Annotated in this window: 15 protein-coding genes and 1 riboswitch; of the genes, 8 read left to right on the plus strand and 7 right to left on the minus strand. The window is 59.1% G+C overall.

What is annotated here, in order from left to right; genetic code table 11:
- Positions 1-31: 31 nt before the first annotated feature.
- Together madL and madM are read left to right on the plus strand one after the other, a co-directional pair.
- A complete protein-coding gene (gene madL / locus H7698_RS07850) occupies positions 32-424 on the plus strand; it encodes a malonate transporter subunit MadL (protein WP_194691042.1) in 393 nt (130 codons plus the stop codon).
- Between the two features lie 5 nt (positions 425-429).
- Positions 430-1194, plus strand: coding sequence for a malonate transporter subunit MadM (gene madM / locus H7698_RS07855; protein WP_194691043.1), 765 nt, complete (start codon positions 430-432; stop codon positions 1192-1194).
- A 112-nt stretch (positions 1195-1306) separates the two neighbouring features.
- On the opposite strand, the gene H7698_RS07860 is transcribed toward madM, so the two are convergent.
- The gene (locus H7698_RS07860) at positions 1307-2221 is read right to left on the minus strand and encodes a LysR family transcriptional regulator (RefSeq protein WP_194691044.1); all 915 of its coding nucleotides are present in this window, start codon (positions 2219-2221) and stop codon (positions 1307-1309) included.
- A gap of 130 nt (positions 2222-2351) precedes the next feature.
- Between H7698_RS07860 and trhA the strand changes: the two genes are divergently transcribed.
- Positions 2352-2969: a PAQR family membrane homeostasis protein TrhA gene (gene trhA, locus H7698_RS07865; protein WP_194691045.1), complete on the plus strand. Its 618-nt coding sequence runs from the start codon at positions 2352-2354 to the stop codon at positions 2967-2969.
- Between the two features lie 85 nt (positions 2970-3054).
- On the opposite strand, the gene H7698_RS07870 is transcribed toward trhA, so the two are convergent.
- Positions 3055-3774, minus strand: coding sequence for a 16S rRNA (uracil(1498)-N(3))-methyltransferase (locus tag H7698_RS07870; protein ID WP_194691046.1), 720 nt, complete (start codon positions 3772-3774; stop codon positions 3055-3057).
- Positions 3775-3981: 207 nt separating this feature from the next.
- Complete coding sequence (locus tag H7698_RS07875) at positions 3982-5388, minus strand: adenosylmethionine--8-amino-7-oxononanoate transaminase (RefSeq protein WP_194691047.1); 1407 nt, start codon at positions 5386-5388, stop codon at positions 3982-3984.
- A 220-nt stretch (positions 5389-5608) separates the two neighbouring features.
- Between H7698_RS07875 and H7698_RS07880 the strand changes: the two genes are divergently transcribed.
- The 3 genes from H7698_RS07880 (at position 5609) to H7698_RS07890 (ending at position 8834) form a co-directional block, all read left to right on the plus strand.
- Positions 5609-7366 carry a flavin monoamine oxidase family protein gene (locus H7698_RS07880; protein WP_194691048.1) on the plus strand — a complete coding sequence of 586 codons (1758 nt, stop codon included), beginning with the start codon at positions 5609-5611 and terminating at the stop codon, positions 7364-7366.
- Positions 7367-7665: 299 nt separating this feature from the next.
- The gene (locus tag H7698_RS07885; protein WP_194691049.1) at positions 7666-8217 is read left to right on the plus strand and encodes a cytochrome b; all 552 of its coding nucleotides are present in this window, start codon (positions 7666-7668) and stop codon (positions 8215-8217) included.
- Between the two features lie 32 nt (positions 8218-8249).
- Complete coding sequence (locus H7698_RS07890) at positions 8250-8834, plus strand: YceI family protein (protein ID WP_162440877.1); 585 nt, start codon at positions 8250-8252, stop codon at positions 8832-8834.
- Between the two features lie 146 nt (positions 8835-8980).
- Here H7698_RS07890 and H7698_RS07895 read toward each other — a convergent pair whose 3' ends face one another.
- The 4 genes from H7698_RS07895 to ahcY form a co-directional block, all read right to left on the minus strand.
- Positions 8981-10858, minus strand: a complete 1878-nt coding sequence (locus H7698_RS07895; protein WP_194691050.1) for a DEAD/DEAH box helicase — start codon at positions 10856-10858, stop codon at positions 8981-8983.
- 223 nt (positions 10859-11081) lie between these two features.
- Positions 11082-11897 (minus strand): substrate-binding periplasmic protein, encoded by an 816-nt coding sequence (locus H7698_RS07900; protein ID WP_162441069.1) that lies wholly within the window; start codon positions 11895-11897, stop codon positions 11082-11084.
- 190 nt (positions 11898-12087) lie between these two features.
- Positions 12088-12933: a methylenetetrahydrofolate reductase [NAD(P)H] gene (gene metF, locus H7698_RS07905; RefSeq protein ID WP_162441070.1), complete on the minus strand. Its 846-nt coding sequence runs from the start codon at positions 12931-12933 to the stop codon at positions 12088-12090.
- A gap of 209 nt (positions 12934-13142) precedes the next feature.
- Positions 13143-14552, minus strand: a complete 1410-nt coding sequence (ahcY, locus tag H7698_RS07910; RefSeq protein WP_162441071.1) for an adenosylhomocysteinase — start codon at positions 14550-14552, stop codon at positions 13143-13145.
- A gap of 23 nt (positions 14553-14575) precedes the next feature.
- A riboswitch (S-adenosyl-L-homocysteine riboswitch) is annotated at positions 14576-14678 on the minus strand.
- A 198-nt stretch (positions 14679-14876) separates the two neighbouring features.
- On the opposite strand from ahcY, the gene H7698_RS07915 reads away from it, so the two are divergent.
- Positions 14877-15281, plus strand: a complete 405-nt coding sequence (locus tag H7698_RS07915; protein WP_162441072.1) for an acyl-CoA thioesterase — start codon at positions 14877-14879, stop codon at positions 15279-15281.
- A 153-nt stretch (positions 15282-15434) separates the two neighbouring features.
- The gene (locus H7698_RS07920) at positions 15435-16316 is read left to right on the plus strand and encodes a formate/nitrite transporter family protein (RefSeq protein WP_162441073.1); all 882 of its coding nucleotides are present in this window, start codon (positions 15435-15437) and stop codon (positions 16314-16316) included.
- The last annotated feature ends 26 nt before the right edge of the window (positions 16317-16342 follow it).

The following is a 16342-nucleotide window of genomic DNA, read 5'->3' on the forward strand; positions in this document are numbered from 1 at the left end:
TATTCGACGATGCACTTTGAGGACTACAACAATGATTATCTACGGTGTGGCGTTTCTCGCCTTTTGTACCCTGGTGGGAATTTTCATCGGTGAACTGCTCGGCAAGCTAATCGGCATTCCGGCCAATGTGGGGGGTGTCGGGATTGCGATGCTGCTGTTGATCGGCCTGGGCAGCTACCTCAACAAAAGCGGATGGTTCAAAGGCAAGACCGAACAGGGCGTGGAGTTCTGGAGCGCAATCTACATCCCGATTGTCGTGGCCATGGCGGCGCAGCAGAACGTGTACGGCGCACTAAAGGGTGGCCCGATGGCGATTCTCGCAGGGACGGTGGCGGTGTTCATTGCCTTTGCGATGGTGCCGGTGCTGGTGCGTATCGGCAATAAAGAGCCGGCTACGGTCACTCCTCCGAAGACAGTAGGGTGATCACCATGTACGAATCGTTGATGAAGGTGATTACCGGTTACGGCATGATCAGTGGCTTTTTGATTGTTGGCGTGACTATGTGGGTGTCCTACTGGATTTCCAATACGTTCACCAAGGGACGCCTGCACGGCTCAGCCATCGCCATTCTTCTTGGCCTGTTGCTGTCGTATGTAGGCGGTGCGTTGACCGGCGGACAAAAAGGTGTGGTGGACATTCCGTTGTTGTCCGGGATCGGTCTGCTCGGTGGCGCGATGTTGCGTGACTTCGCCATTGTCGCCACGGCATTTGGCGTGAGTGTCGATGAGCTCAAGCGTGCCGGGTTTGTTGGAGTGCTGGCGCTGTTTGTCGGGGTCGCTACCTCGTTCATTGCCGGTGTCGGGGTGGCCATGGCGTTCGGTTACACCGATGCTGTGAGCCTGACCACTATCGGTGCTGGCGCGGTGACCTATATCGTCGGCCCGGTGACCGGTGCGGCTATCGGCGCGAGTTCCGAGGTGATGGCGCTGTCGATTGCGGCCGGTTTGATCAAGGCGATTCTAGTGATGGTCATGACGCCGTTCGTGGCGCCGATGATTGGCCTGAACAATCCGCGCAGCGCGGTGATCTTCGGTGGCCTGATGGGCACGTCCAGCGGGGTGGCCGGTGGGTTGGCGGCGACTGATCCGAAACTGGTGCCCTATGGCTGCCTGACGGCGGCGTTCTATACCGCGCTGGGGTGTTTGCTCGGGCCTTCGGTACTGTTTCTGATCATGCGCGGGTTGATGGGGTAGGTCATCGGCTCATCGTTGAATGTGCTGACGCCATCGCGGGCAAGCCACGCTCCCACAGGGATATGCGTACTCTGTGGGAGCGTGGCTTGCCCGCGATGCAGGCGACACGGTTTCAGGCTTGCCGATTGGCATACATCCGACACTCCGCCAGCAACGCCAGCAAATTCGGATCGCGCTCCTTGGCCTTCAGGAACACCACGCCAATGTGCTGCTGCAGCCGGTACTTTTCCTGCAGTGGAATCAGCTTCACCCGGTTCTCGTACACCGCCGCAATTCGCCCTGGCAGCAACGCATAACCCACCCCGGAGCTGACCATGCTCAGCAGGGTAAAGATGTCGTTGACCTGCATCGCCACCTTCGGCTCGAACCCCGCCTGCTCGAAAACCCGCTTGCCGTCCTGATGGGTGGCGAAGCCTTGGGTCAGGGTGATGAAGGTTTCATCCCGCACCTCGGCGAGGTCGACTTCAGCCCTGTTGGCAAACTTCGAATCGGCCGGCGTGGCCAGGAAGATATCGTCGGAAAACAGCGGAATGTGCTCGCAGTCCGGATCGTTGATGCTGTCGTCCAGGGACACCAGAATCGCGTCGACTTCCATGTTCTTGAGCTTGTACAGCAAGTCGAAATTGGAGCCCAGAATCAGATCGATGTTGAGTTCGCTGCGGCGAATTTTCAGGCCCATGATCAGCTGGGGCACGGTCTTCACCGTCAGCGAATACAGTGAGCCCAGCTTGAAACGCTCGGCAGAGAAACCGGCGGCCTCGCGGGTGAGGCGCACGCTTTCCACGACGTCCTGAATGAGTTTCTGCGCCCGCTCTTCCAGCACATAAGCGCTCTCAAGTGGCGTGAGATTGCGGCCTTCGTGCTTGAACAACGGGCAACGCAGGGCGCTTTCAAGGGAATGGATGGCGCGGTGCACGCTGACGTTACTGGTCTGCAGTTCGGCAGCGGCTCTCGCCAGGTTGCCGGTACGCATGAAGGCCAGGAACACCTCGAGTTTTTTCAGGGTCAACTCTTCGTCGATCAGCATGATGTGGACTCTTATTCGAATGGCTCGATTGTGCACGCATACGAGGGATTTGTTTTTTGAAACATTGCGCTTTTAGCCTCAAGGCCTGAGCCTTGCTCAATGCTGTGACGAATTCAGAGGTGTGCAATACATGTATCACGGGGAAAAATTGAACGCCTGGACGCATCTGGTCGGGGCGGTTGCGGCGTTTGTCGGTGTGGTGTGGATGCTGGTCATTGCCAGCCTGGACGGCAGTCCGTGGAAGATTGTCAGTGTGGCGATCTACGGGTTTACGTTGCTGGTGCTGTACAGCGCCTCGACGGTTTACCACAGCGTGCGCGGGCGCAAGAAAGCGATCATGCAGAAGGTCGATCACTTTTCGATCTATCTGTTGATTGCCGGCAGCTACACGCCGTTCTGCCTGGTGACCCTGCGCGGGCCATGGGGCTGGACGTTGTTCGGGATTGTCTGGGGGCTGGCGCTGATCGGCATCCTGCAAGAGATCAAGCCGCGATCCGAAGCGCGCATTCTGTCGATCGTGATTTACGCGGTGATGGGCTGGATTGTGCTGGTGGCGGTCAAGCCGCTGATGGCGGCGCTGGGTGGCGTCGGGTTTGCCTGGTTAGCAGCGGGGGGGATTCTGTACACCGTGGGCATTGTCTTTTTTGCCCTCGATCATCGCCTGCGCCATGCCCACGGGATCTGGCATCTGTTCGTGATCGCCGGGAGTTTGCTGCATTTTGTGGCGATATTCTTTTATGTCTTGTAGACCGTGTCGCGGCTGATCGCGAGCAGGCTCACTCCTACAGGTACGGCGGTGCACTTGTAGGAGCGAGCCTGCTCGCGATAAGGCCTTAGAAGTCGCCCCACAGCTGCTGCGCCACCGCCAGCGCCACCACCGGCGCGGTCTCCGTGCGCAACACCCGCGGACCAAGACGCGCAGCATGGAAGCCTGCATCTTTGGCCTGATCAACCTCAGCATCCGACAACCCACCCTCGGGCCCGATCAGAAACGCGAGGGTAGCCGGTTTCGCATGACTGACCAGCGGCTCGGCCACCGGGTGCAGCACCAGTTTCAGCTCGGCTTGCGTCTGCTTCAACCAATCGGCCAGCAGTAGCGGGGGATGAATCACCGGCACACGCGAACGCCCACATTGCTCGCACGCGCTGATCGCTACCTGGCGCCAGTGCATCAGGCGTTTGTCGGCGCGTTCATCTTTTAATCGGACTTCACAGCGGTCGCTGAAGATCGGGGTGATTTCGGTCACGCCCAGTTCGGTGGCTTTCTGAATCGCCCAGTCCATCCGCTCGCCACGGGACAGACCCTGGCCGAGATGGATCTGCAGCGGCGACTCGACCTGACCAGGAAAGCTTTCATCGATCTGCACCACGACGCGCTTCTTGCCGACGTCGACCAGCCGAGCGCGAAACTCATCGCCCGAGCCGTCGAACAGCTGCAACGCATCGCCTTCGGTCATGCGCAGCACACGGCTGATGTAGTGCGCCTGGGCCTCGGGCAATTCGTGCTCGCCGATGCTCAGGGGGGCGTCGATAAAGAAGCGGGACAGTCTCATGCGGGTTCTCTAAAAATGGATCGTAGTCGCTTTTGTGCTGCTGACTCTTTGTGGTGAGGGGATTTAGCGAAACGTCGCACCGCCCCGTTGGGCTGCGAAGCGGCCCCAAAAATGGGACTGCTGCGCAGTCCAACGGGGCGGTGCGACGTTTCGCTAAATCCCCTCGCCACAGATAAACCCCTAACAACAGGGGAACTGCGTCAAGCTTTAGCCCGGATCACGGAAACCCGGATGAAAGTCTTTCGGCACCGACACGCTGACGCTGTCACGCGTTGCGATATCGATGCCTTCACTGGCCACTTCAGCCAGGAAGTCGATCTGCTCTGGCGTAATGACATACGGCGGCAGGAAATACACCACGCTGCCCAACGGACGCAACAGGGCGCCACGCTCCAGTGCATGCTGGAACACCTTCAAGCCGCGACGTTCCTGCCATGGATAGGCTTCCTTGGTGGCCTTGTCCTTGACCATCTCGATGGCCAGCACCATGCCGGTCTGGCGCACTTCCGAAACATTCGGGTGATCGACCAGGTGCGCGGTGGAGGAGGCCATGCGCTGCGCCAGCGCCTTGTTGTTTTCGATGACGTTGTCTTCTTCGAAAATATCCAGCGTCGCCAATGCCGCGGCGCACGCCAGGGGATTGCCGGTGTAGCTGTGGGAGTGCAGGAACGCGCGCAGGGTCGGGTAGTCGTCGTAGAACGCGCTATAGACGTCTTCGGTGGTCACGCACGCGGCCAGTGGCAGGTAGCCGCCGGTCAGGGCTTTGGACAGGCACAGGAAATCCGGACGGATGCCGGCCTGTTCACACGCGAACATGGTGCCGGTGCGGCCAAAGCCGACGGCGATTTCGTCGTGGATCAGGTGCACGCCATAACGATCGCAGGCTTCCCGCAGCAGCTTGAGGTACACCGGGTGGTACATGCGCATGCCGCCAGCACCCTGGATCAACGGCTCGACGATCACGGCAGCGACGGTATCGTGGTTGTCCGCGAGGGTCTGTTCCATGGCGGCGAACATGTTGCGCGAATGCTCTTCCCAGCTCATGCCTTCCGGGCGCATGTAGCAATCGGGGCTTGGCACCTTGATGGTGTCGAGCAACAACGCCTTGTAGGTTTCCGTGAACAGCGGCACGTCGCCCACCGACATCGCCGCCATGGTTTCGCCGTGGTAACTGTTGGTCAGGGTGACGAAGCGCTTTTTGTTCGGCTGGCCGCGATTGAGCCAGTAGTGAAAGCTCATCTTCAGCGCAACTTCGATGCAGGACGAACCGTTATCGGCGTAGAAGCATCGGGTCAGGCCTTCCGGCGTCATCTTCACCAGGCGCTCGGACAACTCGATCACTGGCTGGTGGCTGAAACCGGCGAGGATCACGTGCTCCAGCTGATCGACCTGATCCTTGATGCGTTGATTGATCCGTGGGTTGGCATGGCCGAACACATTGACCCACCAGGAACTGACGGCGTCGAGGTAGCGTTTACCTTCGAAGTCTTCAAGCCACACGCCTTCACCGCGCTTGATCGGGATCAGCGGCAGTTGTTCGTGGTCTTTCATCTGGGTGCAGGGATGCCACAACACGGCGAGATCGCGCTGCATCCACTGATTATTCAGGCCCATGTTCAGTCTCCTCGAGGCTTCCTGCGACATGCGCGGAAATACAATCGCGCAAGCCTATGCAATGCGCGGCATCGGAACAACCCATTGTGTCAATTGAGCTACTTTGTATGGGGCGATAGACGTCGCTGGCGGCCATTTGATGGCTGACGTATTCTTCGCCGTTCCTTGAGTCGTCTGACTCGAAAAAACTGTTTCCTTGTGTATTTCCGGAGTTCTCTGAATGTCTGCTGGTTGGCTGCGCGCCTGTGCGCTGGTGATGTTGGGGCTGTTCAGCGTGTCTGCGCTGGCCAAGGATAAAACGGCGATCGTGATCGGCGGGGGCCTGTCGGGCCTGACGGCTGCTTACGAACTGCAAAACAAGGGTTGGCAAGTGACCCTTCTGGAAGCCAAACCGAGCCTGGGCGGGCGTTCCGGCATGGCCACCAGCGAGTGGATCGGTAACGACAAGACCCAGCCGGTGTTGAACAAGTACGTGTCGAACTTCAAGCTGAGCACCACGCCAGCGCCGGAATTCGTGCGTACGCCGAGCTATCTGATCGACGGCGTGTATTACTCCGCCGCTGATCTGGCAACCAAGGATCCGACCACTGCCCAAGCGCTCAAGCGCTACGAAAAAACCGTGGATGATCTGGCGCGCTCGATCGAAGATCCACAGAACCCTGCTGCGAACAACACGCTGCACGCGCTGGATCAGATCAACGTATCCAACTGGCTCGACCGTCTGACGCTGCCTGCCACGGCCCGTCAGCTGATCAACCAGCAAATTCGCACCCGTTATGACGAACCTTCGCGTCTATCGCTGCTGTACTTCGCACAGCAGAGCCGCGTTTACCTGGGGGTGTCTGACCGTGACCTGCGTGCGTCGCGCCTGCTCGGCGGTAGCCCGGTGCTGGCTCAGGCGTTCGTCAAACAGCTGAAAACGATCAAGACCAGTTCCCCGGTCTCGTCCATTACCCAGGACAAGGACGGCGTGACCGTCAAGGTCGGCAGCGTTGGCTATCAGGCAGACTACGTGATCGTGGCGGTGCCCTTGCGCGCACTGGCCAAGATTTCGATGATCCCGTCGCTGGATGCCCAGCACATGGGCGCGATCAAGGGCACCAACTACGGCTGGCGCGACCAGATCATGCTGAAATTCAAGACGCCGGTGTGGGAACCCAAGGCGCGCATGTCCGGCGAGATCTACAGCAATACCGGTCTGGGCATGCTGTGGATTGAGCCAGCGCTGAAGGGTGGCGCCAATGTGGTGATCAACCTGTCCGGCGATAACGCCCGCGTGATGCAGGCTTTCGGCGACAAGCAGATGGTCGATCAGGTGCTGATCCGTCTGCACGCGTTTTATCCACAGGCCCGTGGTTCGTTCACCGGTTATGAAATCCGCCGCTACAGCACCGACCCGTCGATGGGCGGTGCTTACCTGGCCTTCGGCCCAGGGCAGATCAGCAAGTACTGGCGCCTGTGGGAGCGTCCGTTGCAGCGCGTAGCGTTCGCTGGCGAACACACCGACACCTTGTACCCGGGCACGCTGGAAGGCGCATTGCGCACCGGTCAGCGCGCGGCGAGTCAGGTTGAAGACCTGGCCGCTGGCAAATCGTTTGAACCGGCGAAGGTTGTCCCGGCAGCGGCCGCTGTAGCGGCAGGTGCAGTGGCAGCGAAGAAGGGTAACTTCTTCACCAACCTGTTTGGCGGCTCGGATGATGACAAGAAGCCGGAGCCGGCCAAGGCTCCAGCGCCGGTCGCTCCAGTGGCTCCAACGCCTGCGCCGACCCCGGCACCTGCGCCGGTCGAAGCACCGAAGCCTGCGGCACCGGTAAAAGCCGAGCCTGTTAAAAAGGCGCCTGCGAAGGCACCGGTGAAGAAGCCGGTGGCAAAAACCGAGGCTAAAAAGGCTCCGGTGAAGAAGGCTGAACCGGCGAAGAAGCCAGCAGCCAAACCCGCTGCGACGACTCCGGCAGCGACAGATACCAAAGCGCAGTAAGGTTTTGGAGTGAAAAAAAGCGCGGCTTAAGGGCCGCGCTTTTTTTTGCCTGATAGATGGCTATCGCGAGCAGGCTCACTCCTACAGGGGACGTTTGCCATTGGTATCCGGCCCTGCTGTCGACATACATTTCCCTGCTCGCCACCAAACATCCCGCCACACTTTGGCCTTTAATCTTTCCTTAACTAAGCTATTTCAGACTCTTCATCGTATTTCTCGATATTTCAAAGCGAAATTTTCCGCTTTAATTCGATAGATAACTCGATAGTCTTGGTCGCAGTTCTCACGGGATTTGGGCAATGCAACTACGTAATTCTTCCTCGCGCTACGGTTGGGTCAGCGTCTTCATGCACTGGGGTGTGGCGCTGGCAGTCTTTGGATTGTTCGCGTTGGGCTTGTGGATGGTCGGTCTCGACTACTACAGCACCTGGCGCAAAGACGCGCCGGACCTGCACAAAAGCATTGGCCTGGTGTTGTTTGCCGTGATGCTGGTGCGGGTGGTGTGGCGTTTTATCAGCCCGCCGCCACCGACATTGGAAAGCTATAGCCGAACGACGCGCCTTGGCGCCAAGCTCGGGCATTCGTTCCTCTACCTTGCCTTGTTCGCTGTGATGATTGCCGGTTACCTGATTTCCACCGCAGACGGTGTCGGTATTCCGGTGTTTGGCTTGTTCGAAGTGCCTGCACTGATTTCCGGGCTACCGGACCAGGCGGATACCGCCGGTGTCATTCACTTCTACCTGGCATGGGCGCTGGTAATTTTTTCCGGCCTCCATGCGTTGGCAGCATTGAAACACCACTTTATCGACCGTGATGCGACCCTGACGCGAATGCTGGGCCGCAAAGCTTGAAGTTCAACCTCGACTCCAAAGGAATAGAAAGCATGTTGAAAAAGACTCTCGCCGCTCTGGCAATTGGTTCTGCTCTGCTGTCCGCTAACGTGATGGCGGCTGACTACACTGTCGACAAAGAAGGCCAGCACGCCTTCGTTGACTTCAAGATCAGCCACCTGGGTTACAGCTACATCACCGGTACCTTCAAGGATATCGATGGCAAGTTCAGCTTCGATGCTGCCAAGCCTGAAGACAGCAAGATCGAATTCAATGTGAATACCGCCAGCGTATTCACCAACCATGCCGAGCGCGACAAGCACATCGCCAGCAAAGACTTCCTGGACGGGTCTAAAGCCAAGTTTGTTTCTACCAGCGTCAAATCCACCGGCAAAAACGCCGCTGGCAAAGACACTGCCGACGTGACCGGCGACCTGACCCTTCTTGGCGTCACCAAGCCGATCGTGGTCAAGGCCACTTTCCTGGGTGAAGGCAAGGATCCATGGGGCGGCTACCGTGCCGGCTTCGAAGGCACCACCAGCATCAAGCGTTCGGACTTCGGCAAGCAGAAAGACCTCGGCGCAGCGTCCGATGCAGTCGAGCTGTACATCTCGTTTGAAGGCGTGAAAGCGAAGTAATGCTGAGACTGTAGGAGCTGCCGCAGGCTGCGATCTTTTAAGATCAAGAGATCGCAGGCTTCGCCAGCTCCTACAAAAGCTTTTCCCAGCATCAAAAAAATGCCCCGGATCTCACGATCCGGGGCATTTTTTATTGCAGCGTCAAATCAGCGGTTGCGGGTCAGCAACGCTGGTTTCTCGCCGCGAGGACGGCCTGGCAATTGATCAAGCTGTTCAGGTGTCGGGAAACGATCGGTTTTCGACTCCTTGTGAATGATCTTCGGCGCTGGACCGCGCGGGTTCTGCACCGCTGGTTCAGAGCGCGGTTGGTCGTCACGAGCGGGACGACGGTTGCGGCCTTCTTCGCGACGGGCCTGACCGTCACGTGGAGCACCGCTGCGTGGGCCGCTGCGCTTGGCTGGCGGGGTGCCGGTGGTGGCGCCATCGCTGCTGCGCGGACCGCTTTGGCGACCTTGCGGCTTGCCACCGGTGCGCGGAGCACCTGCGCCTGCTGTCGTGCCCTGTGCCGGAGCACCTGGACGACGGCCGCGACCCTGGGCTGGCTTGGCCTGTGGAACGTAGTCGACACGATTACCGAAGTTATCGATGTCGTCGTCCAGGAACTCGTCCGGTGCGCGATCAGCAGAGGCCGCGCGTGGAGCCGGGCGTTGTTGCTCGCGAGCCGGGGTGCCTTCACGTGGTTTGTGTTCACGTGCCGGACGATCGCCGCGGCCAGTGGCGGCAGGTTTTTCCTTGCCGCCCTTGTCCTTGCCTTTGTCCTTGCGACCGCCACCACCGCCACCGCCGTTTGGACCGTCGCCGCGCGGGCCACGTGGGTTGCGCGGGTTACGCACATCCGGTCGCTCGCGAACTTCAGGTTTTTCAGCTTCCACAGCGCTGGAATCAAAGCCCATCAGGTCGCCGTCGGCGATTTTCTGCTTGGTCATGCGCTCGATGCTTTTCAGCAGTTTTTCTTCGTCCGGGGCAACCAGAGAGATCGCCTCGCCCGAACGACCGGCACGGCCAGTACGGCCGATGCGGTGAACGTAATCTTCGTCGACGTTCGGCAGCTCGAAGTTGACCACGTGTGGCAACTGGTCGATGTCGAGGCCGCGAGCGGCGATGTCGGTGGCAACCAGGATGCGCACTTCACCGGCCTTGAAATCGGCGAGTGCTTTGGTACGGGCATTCTGGCTCTTGTTGCCGTGGATCGCGACGGCGGAAAGACCGTGCTTGTCCAGGTACTCGGCCAGACGGTTGGCGCCGTGCTTGGTGCGGGTGAACACCAGGACCTGTTCCCAGGCGCCAGCGGTGATCAGGTGAGCCAGCAACGAACGCTTGTGGTTAGCAGGCAAACGGAACACGCGCTGCTCGATACGCTCGACCGTGGTGTTCGGCGGCGTGACTTCGATGCGTTCCGGGTTATGCAGCAGCTTGCCGGCAAGGTCGGTGATGTCCTTGGAGAACGTCGCCGAGAACAGCAGGTTCTGACGTTTGCTCGGCAGACGAGCCAGGACCTTCTTCACGTCATGGACGAAGCCCATGTCGAGCATGCGGTCCGCTTCGTCCAGCACGAGGATTTCCACGTGGGACAAATCGACGCTGCCTTGGCCGGCGAGGTCGAGCAGGCGGCCCGGGCAGGCGACGAGCACGTCTACACCGCGGGACATGGCCTGAACCTGTGGGTTCATGCCGACGCCACCGAAGATGCAGGCGCTGACGAACTTCAGGTCACGGGCATAGATCTTGAAGCTTTCGTGTACTTGAGCGGCGAGTTCACGGGTAGGGGTCAGGACCAGTACGCGCGGTTGGCGCGGGCCATGACGCTGGGACTTGTCCGGATGACCATTAGGGAACAACCGCTCCAGGATCGGAAGGGCGAAGCCACCGGTTTTACCAGTACCTGTCTGAGCCGCAACCATCAGGTCGCGACCTTGCAACACGGCGGGAATAGCCCGCTGTTGCACCGGAGTAGGCTCGGTATAGCCCGCTGCCTCGATGGCGCGGACTAAAGCCTCGGAGAGACCGAGGGAAGCAAAGGACATGAGTAATCCTGTTTTAGTTAGGGCTTGGCCCAATGGGAGTCTTGCCTGGCGCGAATCGCGTTTAAGAAGAACGCAACCCCGTCCGGTCCTGCTGGGCCTTGAAAGCTCGTCTGGAGCGCTCGCGCGGGCTGAAAAGCTGCGCTGTAGCGGGGTCGAGATGCCTTGAACAAGTCCGAGCGTCCGGGCGTGAGCCTGGCGGGAAGGCCGGAGTATAACAGAGCAATCACTGCGCGCTGCTTTCCTGCTGCTCAACGGTTTTTCCGCTGGCACGGGTGACGCTGGCGGCGTTGGCATTGGCGGCAGGTCCGGCACCGTATCTGGCACTCAGTTCCGCGTAGGCGGGCTCCCGCTTGAAGCGTTTGAGCTCGGCGCCGAAGCGTTGCACCAGTAAGTCCATCCCAGCGTTGCGTCGTACCGCCAGATACTGGCTTTGCTCGCTGATGATCAGCGGGTTTTCGGTGATCTCGTCCCGGAGGTTCAACTCGTCGATCAGGTGCTGACCGACTCGGCGATCGGTGATCAGCAGGTCGATTCGTCCTCGTACCAGTTTGCCGAAGTTGGCTTCGTGGCTCGGCGCGGGCTCCCGTGTGAACAACGTCGACTCGCTGAAATCCGTGCTGTAGAGATAGCCCGGCGAGGTCCCGACGCTTAGTCCGCGTAAACCATCCAGGGTACTGAACGGGTGAGGGCGGGCGTTGGCGTAGAACATCACGAATTGCACTTGCGAGAGGGGTTCGCTGGGGTAGAGCAGGGTCGCATCGCGCTCGACGCTGTGGAAAATATCCAGCGCTCCGTCGGCCTGACCCTGCTCGAGCATCGACAGGCAGCGCTTCCATGGCAGGAACTGCCACTCCACTTCAATGCCCAGGCGCTTGAAGACAATGGCGGTGGTTTCGTAGTCCAGCCCCAGCTTTTTGCCGTTCTCCTCGTACACGTAAGGCGCCCAGGGTTCAGTGACAATGCGCAGTTTCTCGGCCCGAGCGGTAAAGCTCAGGCACGTGAATAAAATCACTGTCAGCAACTGTGAGATCAAAGGCATGGCTTGAGATTACGACGAGAAACCGGAAAGAGCCAGAAACTGGCCGCAGAAGCTCTAACTCCGTGTATTGGCGCACAAAAACAGGGCGTTAAAAGCAAAAAATCACAGCCTTTGACAGGTCCTGCAGAGTTAAACAAACCGTGCAGGAGCTGCCGAAGGCTGCGATCTTTTGATCTTGCTTTGCTGTGTATTAACGCGGCAACTTCAGGTTGTTCCACACCGCCAGGCTCGGTTCAGCCTGGTTCAAGGTGTAGAAGTGCAACCCTGGCGCGCCACCTTGCAGCAGGCGTTCGCACATTTCGGTGATCACTTGCTCACCGAAACCTTGAATGCTCTTGGTGTCATCGCCGTAGGCTTCCAGCTGCTTGCGGATCCAGCGCGGAATTTCCGCACCGCAGGCATCGGAGAAGCGCGCGAGCTTGCTGTAGTTGGTGATCGGCATGATGCCCGGCACGATCGGAATATTCACGCCCAGTGCCCGTACACGCTCGACGAAATAGAAGTAGCTGTCGGCGTTGAAGAAGTACTGGGTGATCGCGCTGTCGGCGCCGGCATTTGCTTTGCGAACGAAGTTGGCGAGATCGTCTTCGAAGTTGCGCGCTTGCGGGTGCATTTCCGGGTAAGCGGCGACTTCGATATGGAAATGATCGCCGGTTTCTTCACGAATGAATTCCACCAGGTCATTGGCGTGGCGCAGTTCACCGCTGGCCATGCCCATGCCTGATGGCAAATCACCGCGCAGGGCGACGATACGCGTGATGCCGGCAGCCTTGTACTGAGTCAGCAGGCTGCGCAGATCATCCTTGCTGTCGCCTACGCAAGACAGATGCGGTGCGGCAGGGACTTTGACTTCGCTTTCCAGCTGCAACACGGTGTTGATGGTGCGATCACGGGTCGAACCGCCAGCGCCATAGGTGCAGGAGAAGAAATCGGGGTTGTACGTGGCCAACTGACGGGCAGTGGCGAGCAGCTTTTCATGCCCAGCGTCGGTCTTCGTAGGGAAGAACTCGAAGCTGTAGCGACGGTCTTGGGACATGGTCGTATCCTTGGAAACTCATGAGCCTGGAAGGCTTGCACGGTACCTGTGGAAGCGGGCTTTTGTGGTGAGGGGATTTATCCCTGTTGGGTCGCGCAGCGACCCCATAGCTTTGCGACTGCTTCGCAGCCGAACGGGGCGGTGCGACGTTTCGCTAAACCTTCACCACAAAAGCCCGCTCCCACAGGGGGAGCAGGCAGCAGGACCGATCAGTAACGGTAAGCGTGCGGCTTGAACGGACCTTCGACGGTCACGCCGATGTAGTCGGCCTGGGTCTTGGTCAGTTGAGTCACGACGCCGCCAAAGCCGCGGACCATTTCCAGGGCCACTTCTTCGTCGAGTTTCTTCGGCAGTACTTCAACCGTCAGGCGCTCGGCTTTCTGGGCTGGCGACAGGTCGGCGTATTTCTGGCCGAACAGGAAGATCTGCGCCAGAACCTGGTTGGCGAACGAACCGTCCATGATGCGGCTTGGGTGACCGGTGGCGTTGCCCAGGTTAACCAGACGGCCTTCGGCCAGCAGGATCAGGTAGTCGTCGTTCTGAGCGTCGAATGCGCCAGGACCGGTACGGTGGATCTTGTGTACCTGTGGCTTCACTTCTTCCCATGCCCAGTTCTTGCGCATGAAAGCCGTGTCGATTTCGTTGTCGAAGTGACCGATGTTGCAGACAACGGCGCGCTTCTTCAGGGCTTTGAGCATGTTCGAGTCGCAAACATTGACGTTGCCGGTGGTGGTCACGATCAGGTCGATCTTGCCCAGCAGTGCTTTGTCGATGCTTTCTTCAGTACCGTTGTTGATACCGTCGATGAACGGCGAAACCAGTTCGAAACCGTCCATGCAGGCTTGCATGGCGCAGATCGGATCGACTTCGGACACTTTAACGATCATGCCTTCCTGACGCAGGGACTGGGCCGAGCCCTTGCCCACGTCACCGTAACCGATGACCAGCGCTTGCTTGCCGGACAGCAGGTGGTCGGTGCCGCGCTTGATCGCGTCGTTCAGGCTGTGACGGCAGCCGTACTTGTTGTCGTTCTTGCTCTTGGTCACCGAGTCGTTGACGTTGATGGCCGGGATTTTCAGCTCGCCCTTGGCCAGCATGTCCAGCAGGCGGTGAACGCCAGTGGTGGTTTCTTCGGTAACGCCGTGGACGCGGTCCAGGATCGCCGGGTATTTCTTGTGCAGCAGCTCGGTCAGGTCGCCGCCGTCGTCGAGGATCATGTTGGCATCCCAAGGCGCGCCATCTTTAAGGATGGTTTGCTCCAGGCACCACTCGTACTCTTCTTCGGTCTCGCCTTTCCAGGCGTAGACAGCGATGCCGGCAGCGGCGATAGCGGCAGCGGCCTGATCCTGAGTCGAGAAAATGTTGCAGGACGACCAGCGCACTTCGGCACCCAGGGCAACCAGGGTTTCGATCAGCACGGCAGTCTGAATGGTCATGTGGATGCAGCCGAGGATCTTCGCGCCTTTGAGCGGCTGCTCACCGGCGTACTTGCGGCGCAGACCCATCAGGGCAGGCATTTCGGATTCGGCGATGATGGTTTCGCGACGACCCCAGGCAGCCAGGGACATGTCGGCGACTTTGTAATCGTTAAAATCTGCAGGCGTGATGACAGCGCTCATGATGAGCCTCCATTCGTAATGTATGCGAATGGGCGCCGTTGTGCGTTTAGTGTCCGGTCGATGATGACCGGGCAACGCCCCATCCGAGCCTGACAGGTCGAACCTGCTGCAGCGCCCCTCGGACAGGTGGCGGGAAAACGGTACCAATCGATGATGACCGTTTTGAAACGGTGGCGATTATAGCGGGCTAAGCTGATCTTCCAAAGTCTTTCTGCAGGTCAATGCCTGAACGGTAATCGCGACCATAGTCGAAGCTTAATAGAGCTCTAGCCCGGGCTCTGCCATGATGTGCGGCATCAATCGGCAAGACGGTCAGGAGTGAATATGAATTTCCACACCCGCAAATGGGTAAAACCAGAAGACCTCAACCCCAACGGCACGCTGTTCGGCGGCAGCCTGTTGCGCTGGATCGACGAAGAAGCGGCGATCTACGCCATCGTCCAGCTGGGCAACCAGCGCGTGGTCACCAAGTACATTTCCGAAATCAACTTCGTCAGCGCCTCGCGCCAGGGCGACATCATCGAACTGGGCATCACCGCCACCGAATTCGGTCGTACCTCGATCACCCTGACCTGCGAAGTGCGCAACAAGATCACCCGCAAAAGCATTCTGACGGTCGAGAAGATGGTGTTCGTGAACCTTGGCGAAGACGGCTTGCCCGCGCCCCACGGTCGCACCGAGATCCTGTACGTCAAAGACCAGTTCAAGGATGAAGGCTTAAGCGAGTAATGCGAGCCCTGTAGGAGCTGCCGGAGGCTGCGAGCTTTTGATCTTGTTTAAAAAAATAAAGGCCAAAAGAAGCAGCGTTTACCGGCGCCTACAGAACGGAATCCGAGCCGCGCATGTCGTACGTACATCACACGCCACCGGTTTCGGAGCTCTATGGACACTCAACAAGACGGCAAGACCCCGAACCTCTCGGCGCAAGAGAAGCACGACGTCGACAAAAACCAGCCCCCGCGCGCGGCGGTGCTGCACGAAATCATCCGCACCCAGGGTGATCAGGAGCTCGAGCGTAGCGTCGCCGCGCTCTGGTGGTCGGCCCTGGCGGCCGGTTTGACCATGGGCCTGTCGCTGATGGCCATGGGGCTGCTCAACTCCCGCCTGCCGGACGGCGAAGCCTTCAAGGTGATCGCCAGTTTCGGGTACTGCGCCGGTTTCCTCGCGGTGATCCTCGCCCGCCAGCAACTCTTTACCGAAAACACCCTCACGGCCGTGCTGCCGGTCATGACCAAGCCCACGCTGAACAATTTCGGTCGGCTGATCCGGCTGTGGAGCGTGGTGCTGGTGGGCAACCTGTGCGGCACCTTGCTGGTCGCCTACGTGATGCTGCATCTGCCGATTTTCGATACCAAGACCGACATGGCGTTCCTCGACATCGGCCGCAAGGTCATGGAGAACGACGCCAGTAAGATGTTCGCCAAAGGCATCGTCTCCGGCTGGATGATCGCCACCATGGTCTGGATGATCCCGTCCATGGAAAGCGCCAAGATGTGGATCATCATCCTCATCACTTATTTGATGGCGTTGGGAGACTTCACTCACATCGTCGTCGGTTCCGCCGAAGTGTCGTATCTGGTGTTTGCGGGTGAGTTGTCGTGGGGAGATTTCTGGATGGTGTTCGCCGGTCCGACGCTGGCAGGCAACATCATCGGTGGCAGCTTCATCTTTGCACTGTTAAGCCATGCGCAAATTCGCAGCGAGAGCGGGCCGCCGAAGCAGAATTCGGATCAGCAGGATAATGGGCAAAAGCACGAAAAATAATCAGTGATGCCCGGCCTGTGCCACTG

Source organism: Pseudomonas sp. p50(2008) (assembly GCF_015351605.1).
Lineage (GTDB): Bacteria > Pseudomonadota > Gammaproteobacteria > Pseudomonadales > Pseudomonadaceae > Aquipseudomonas.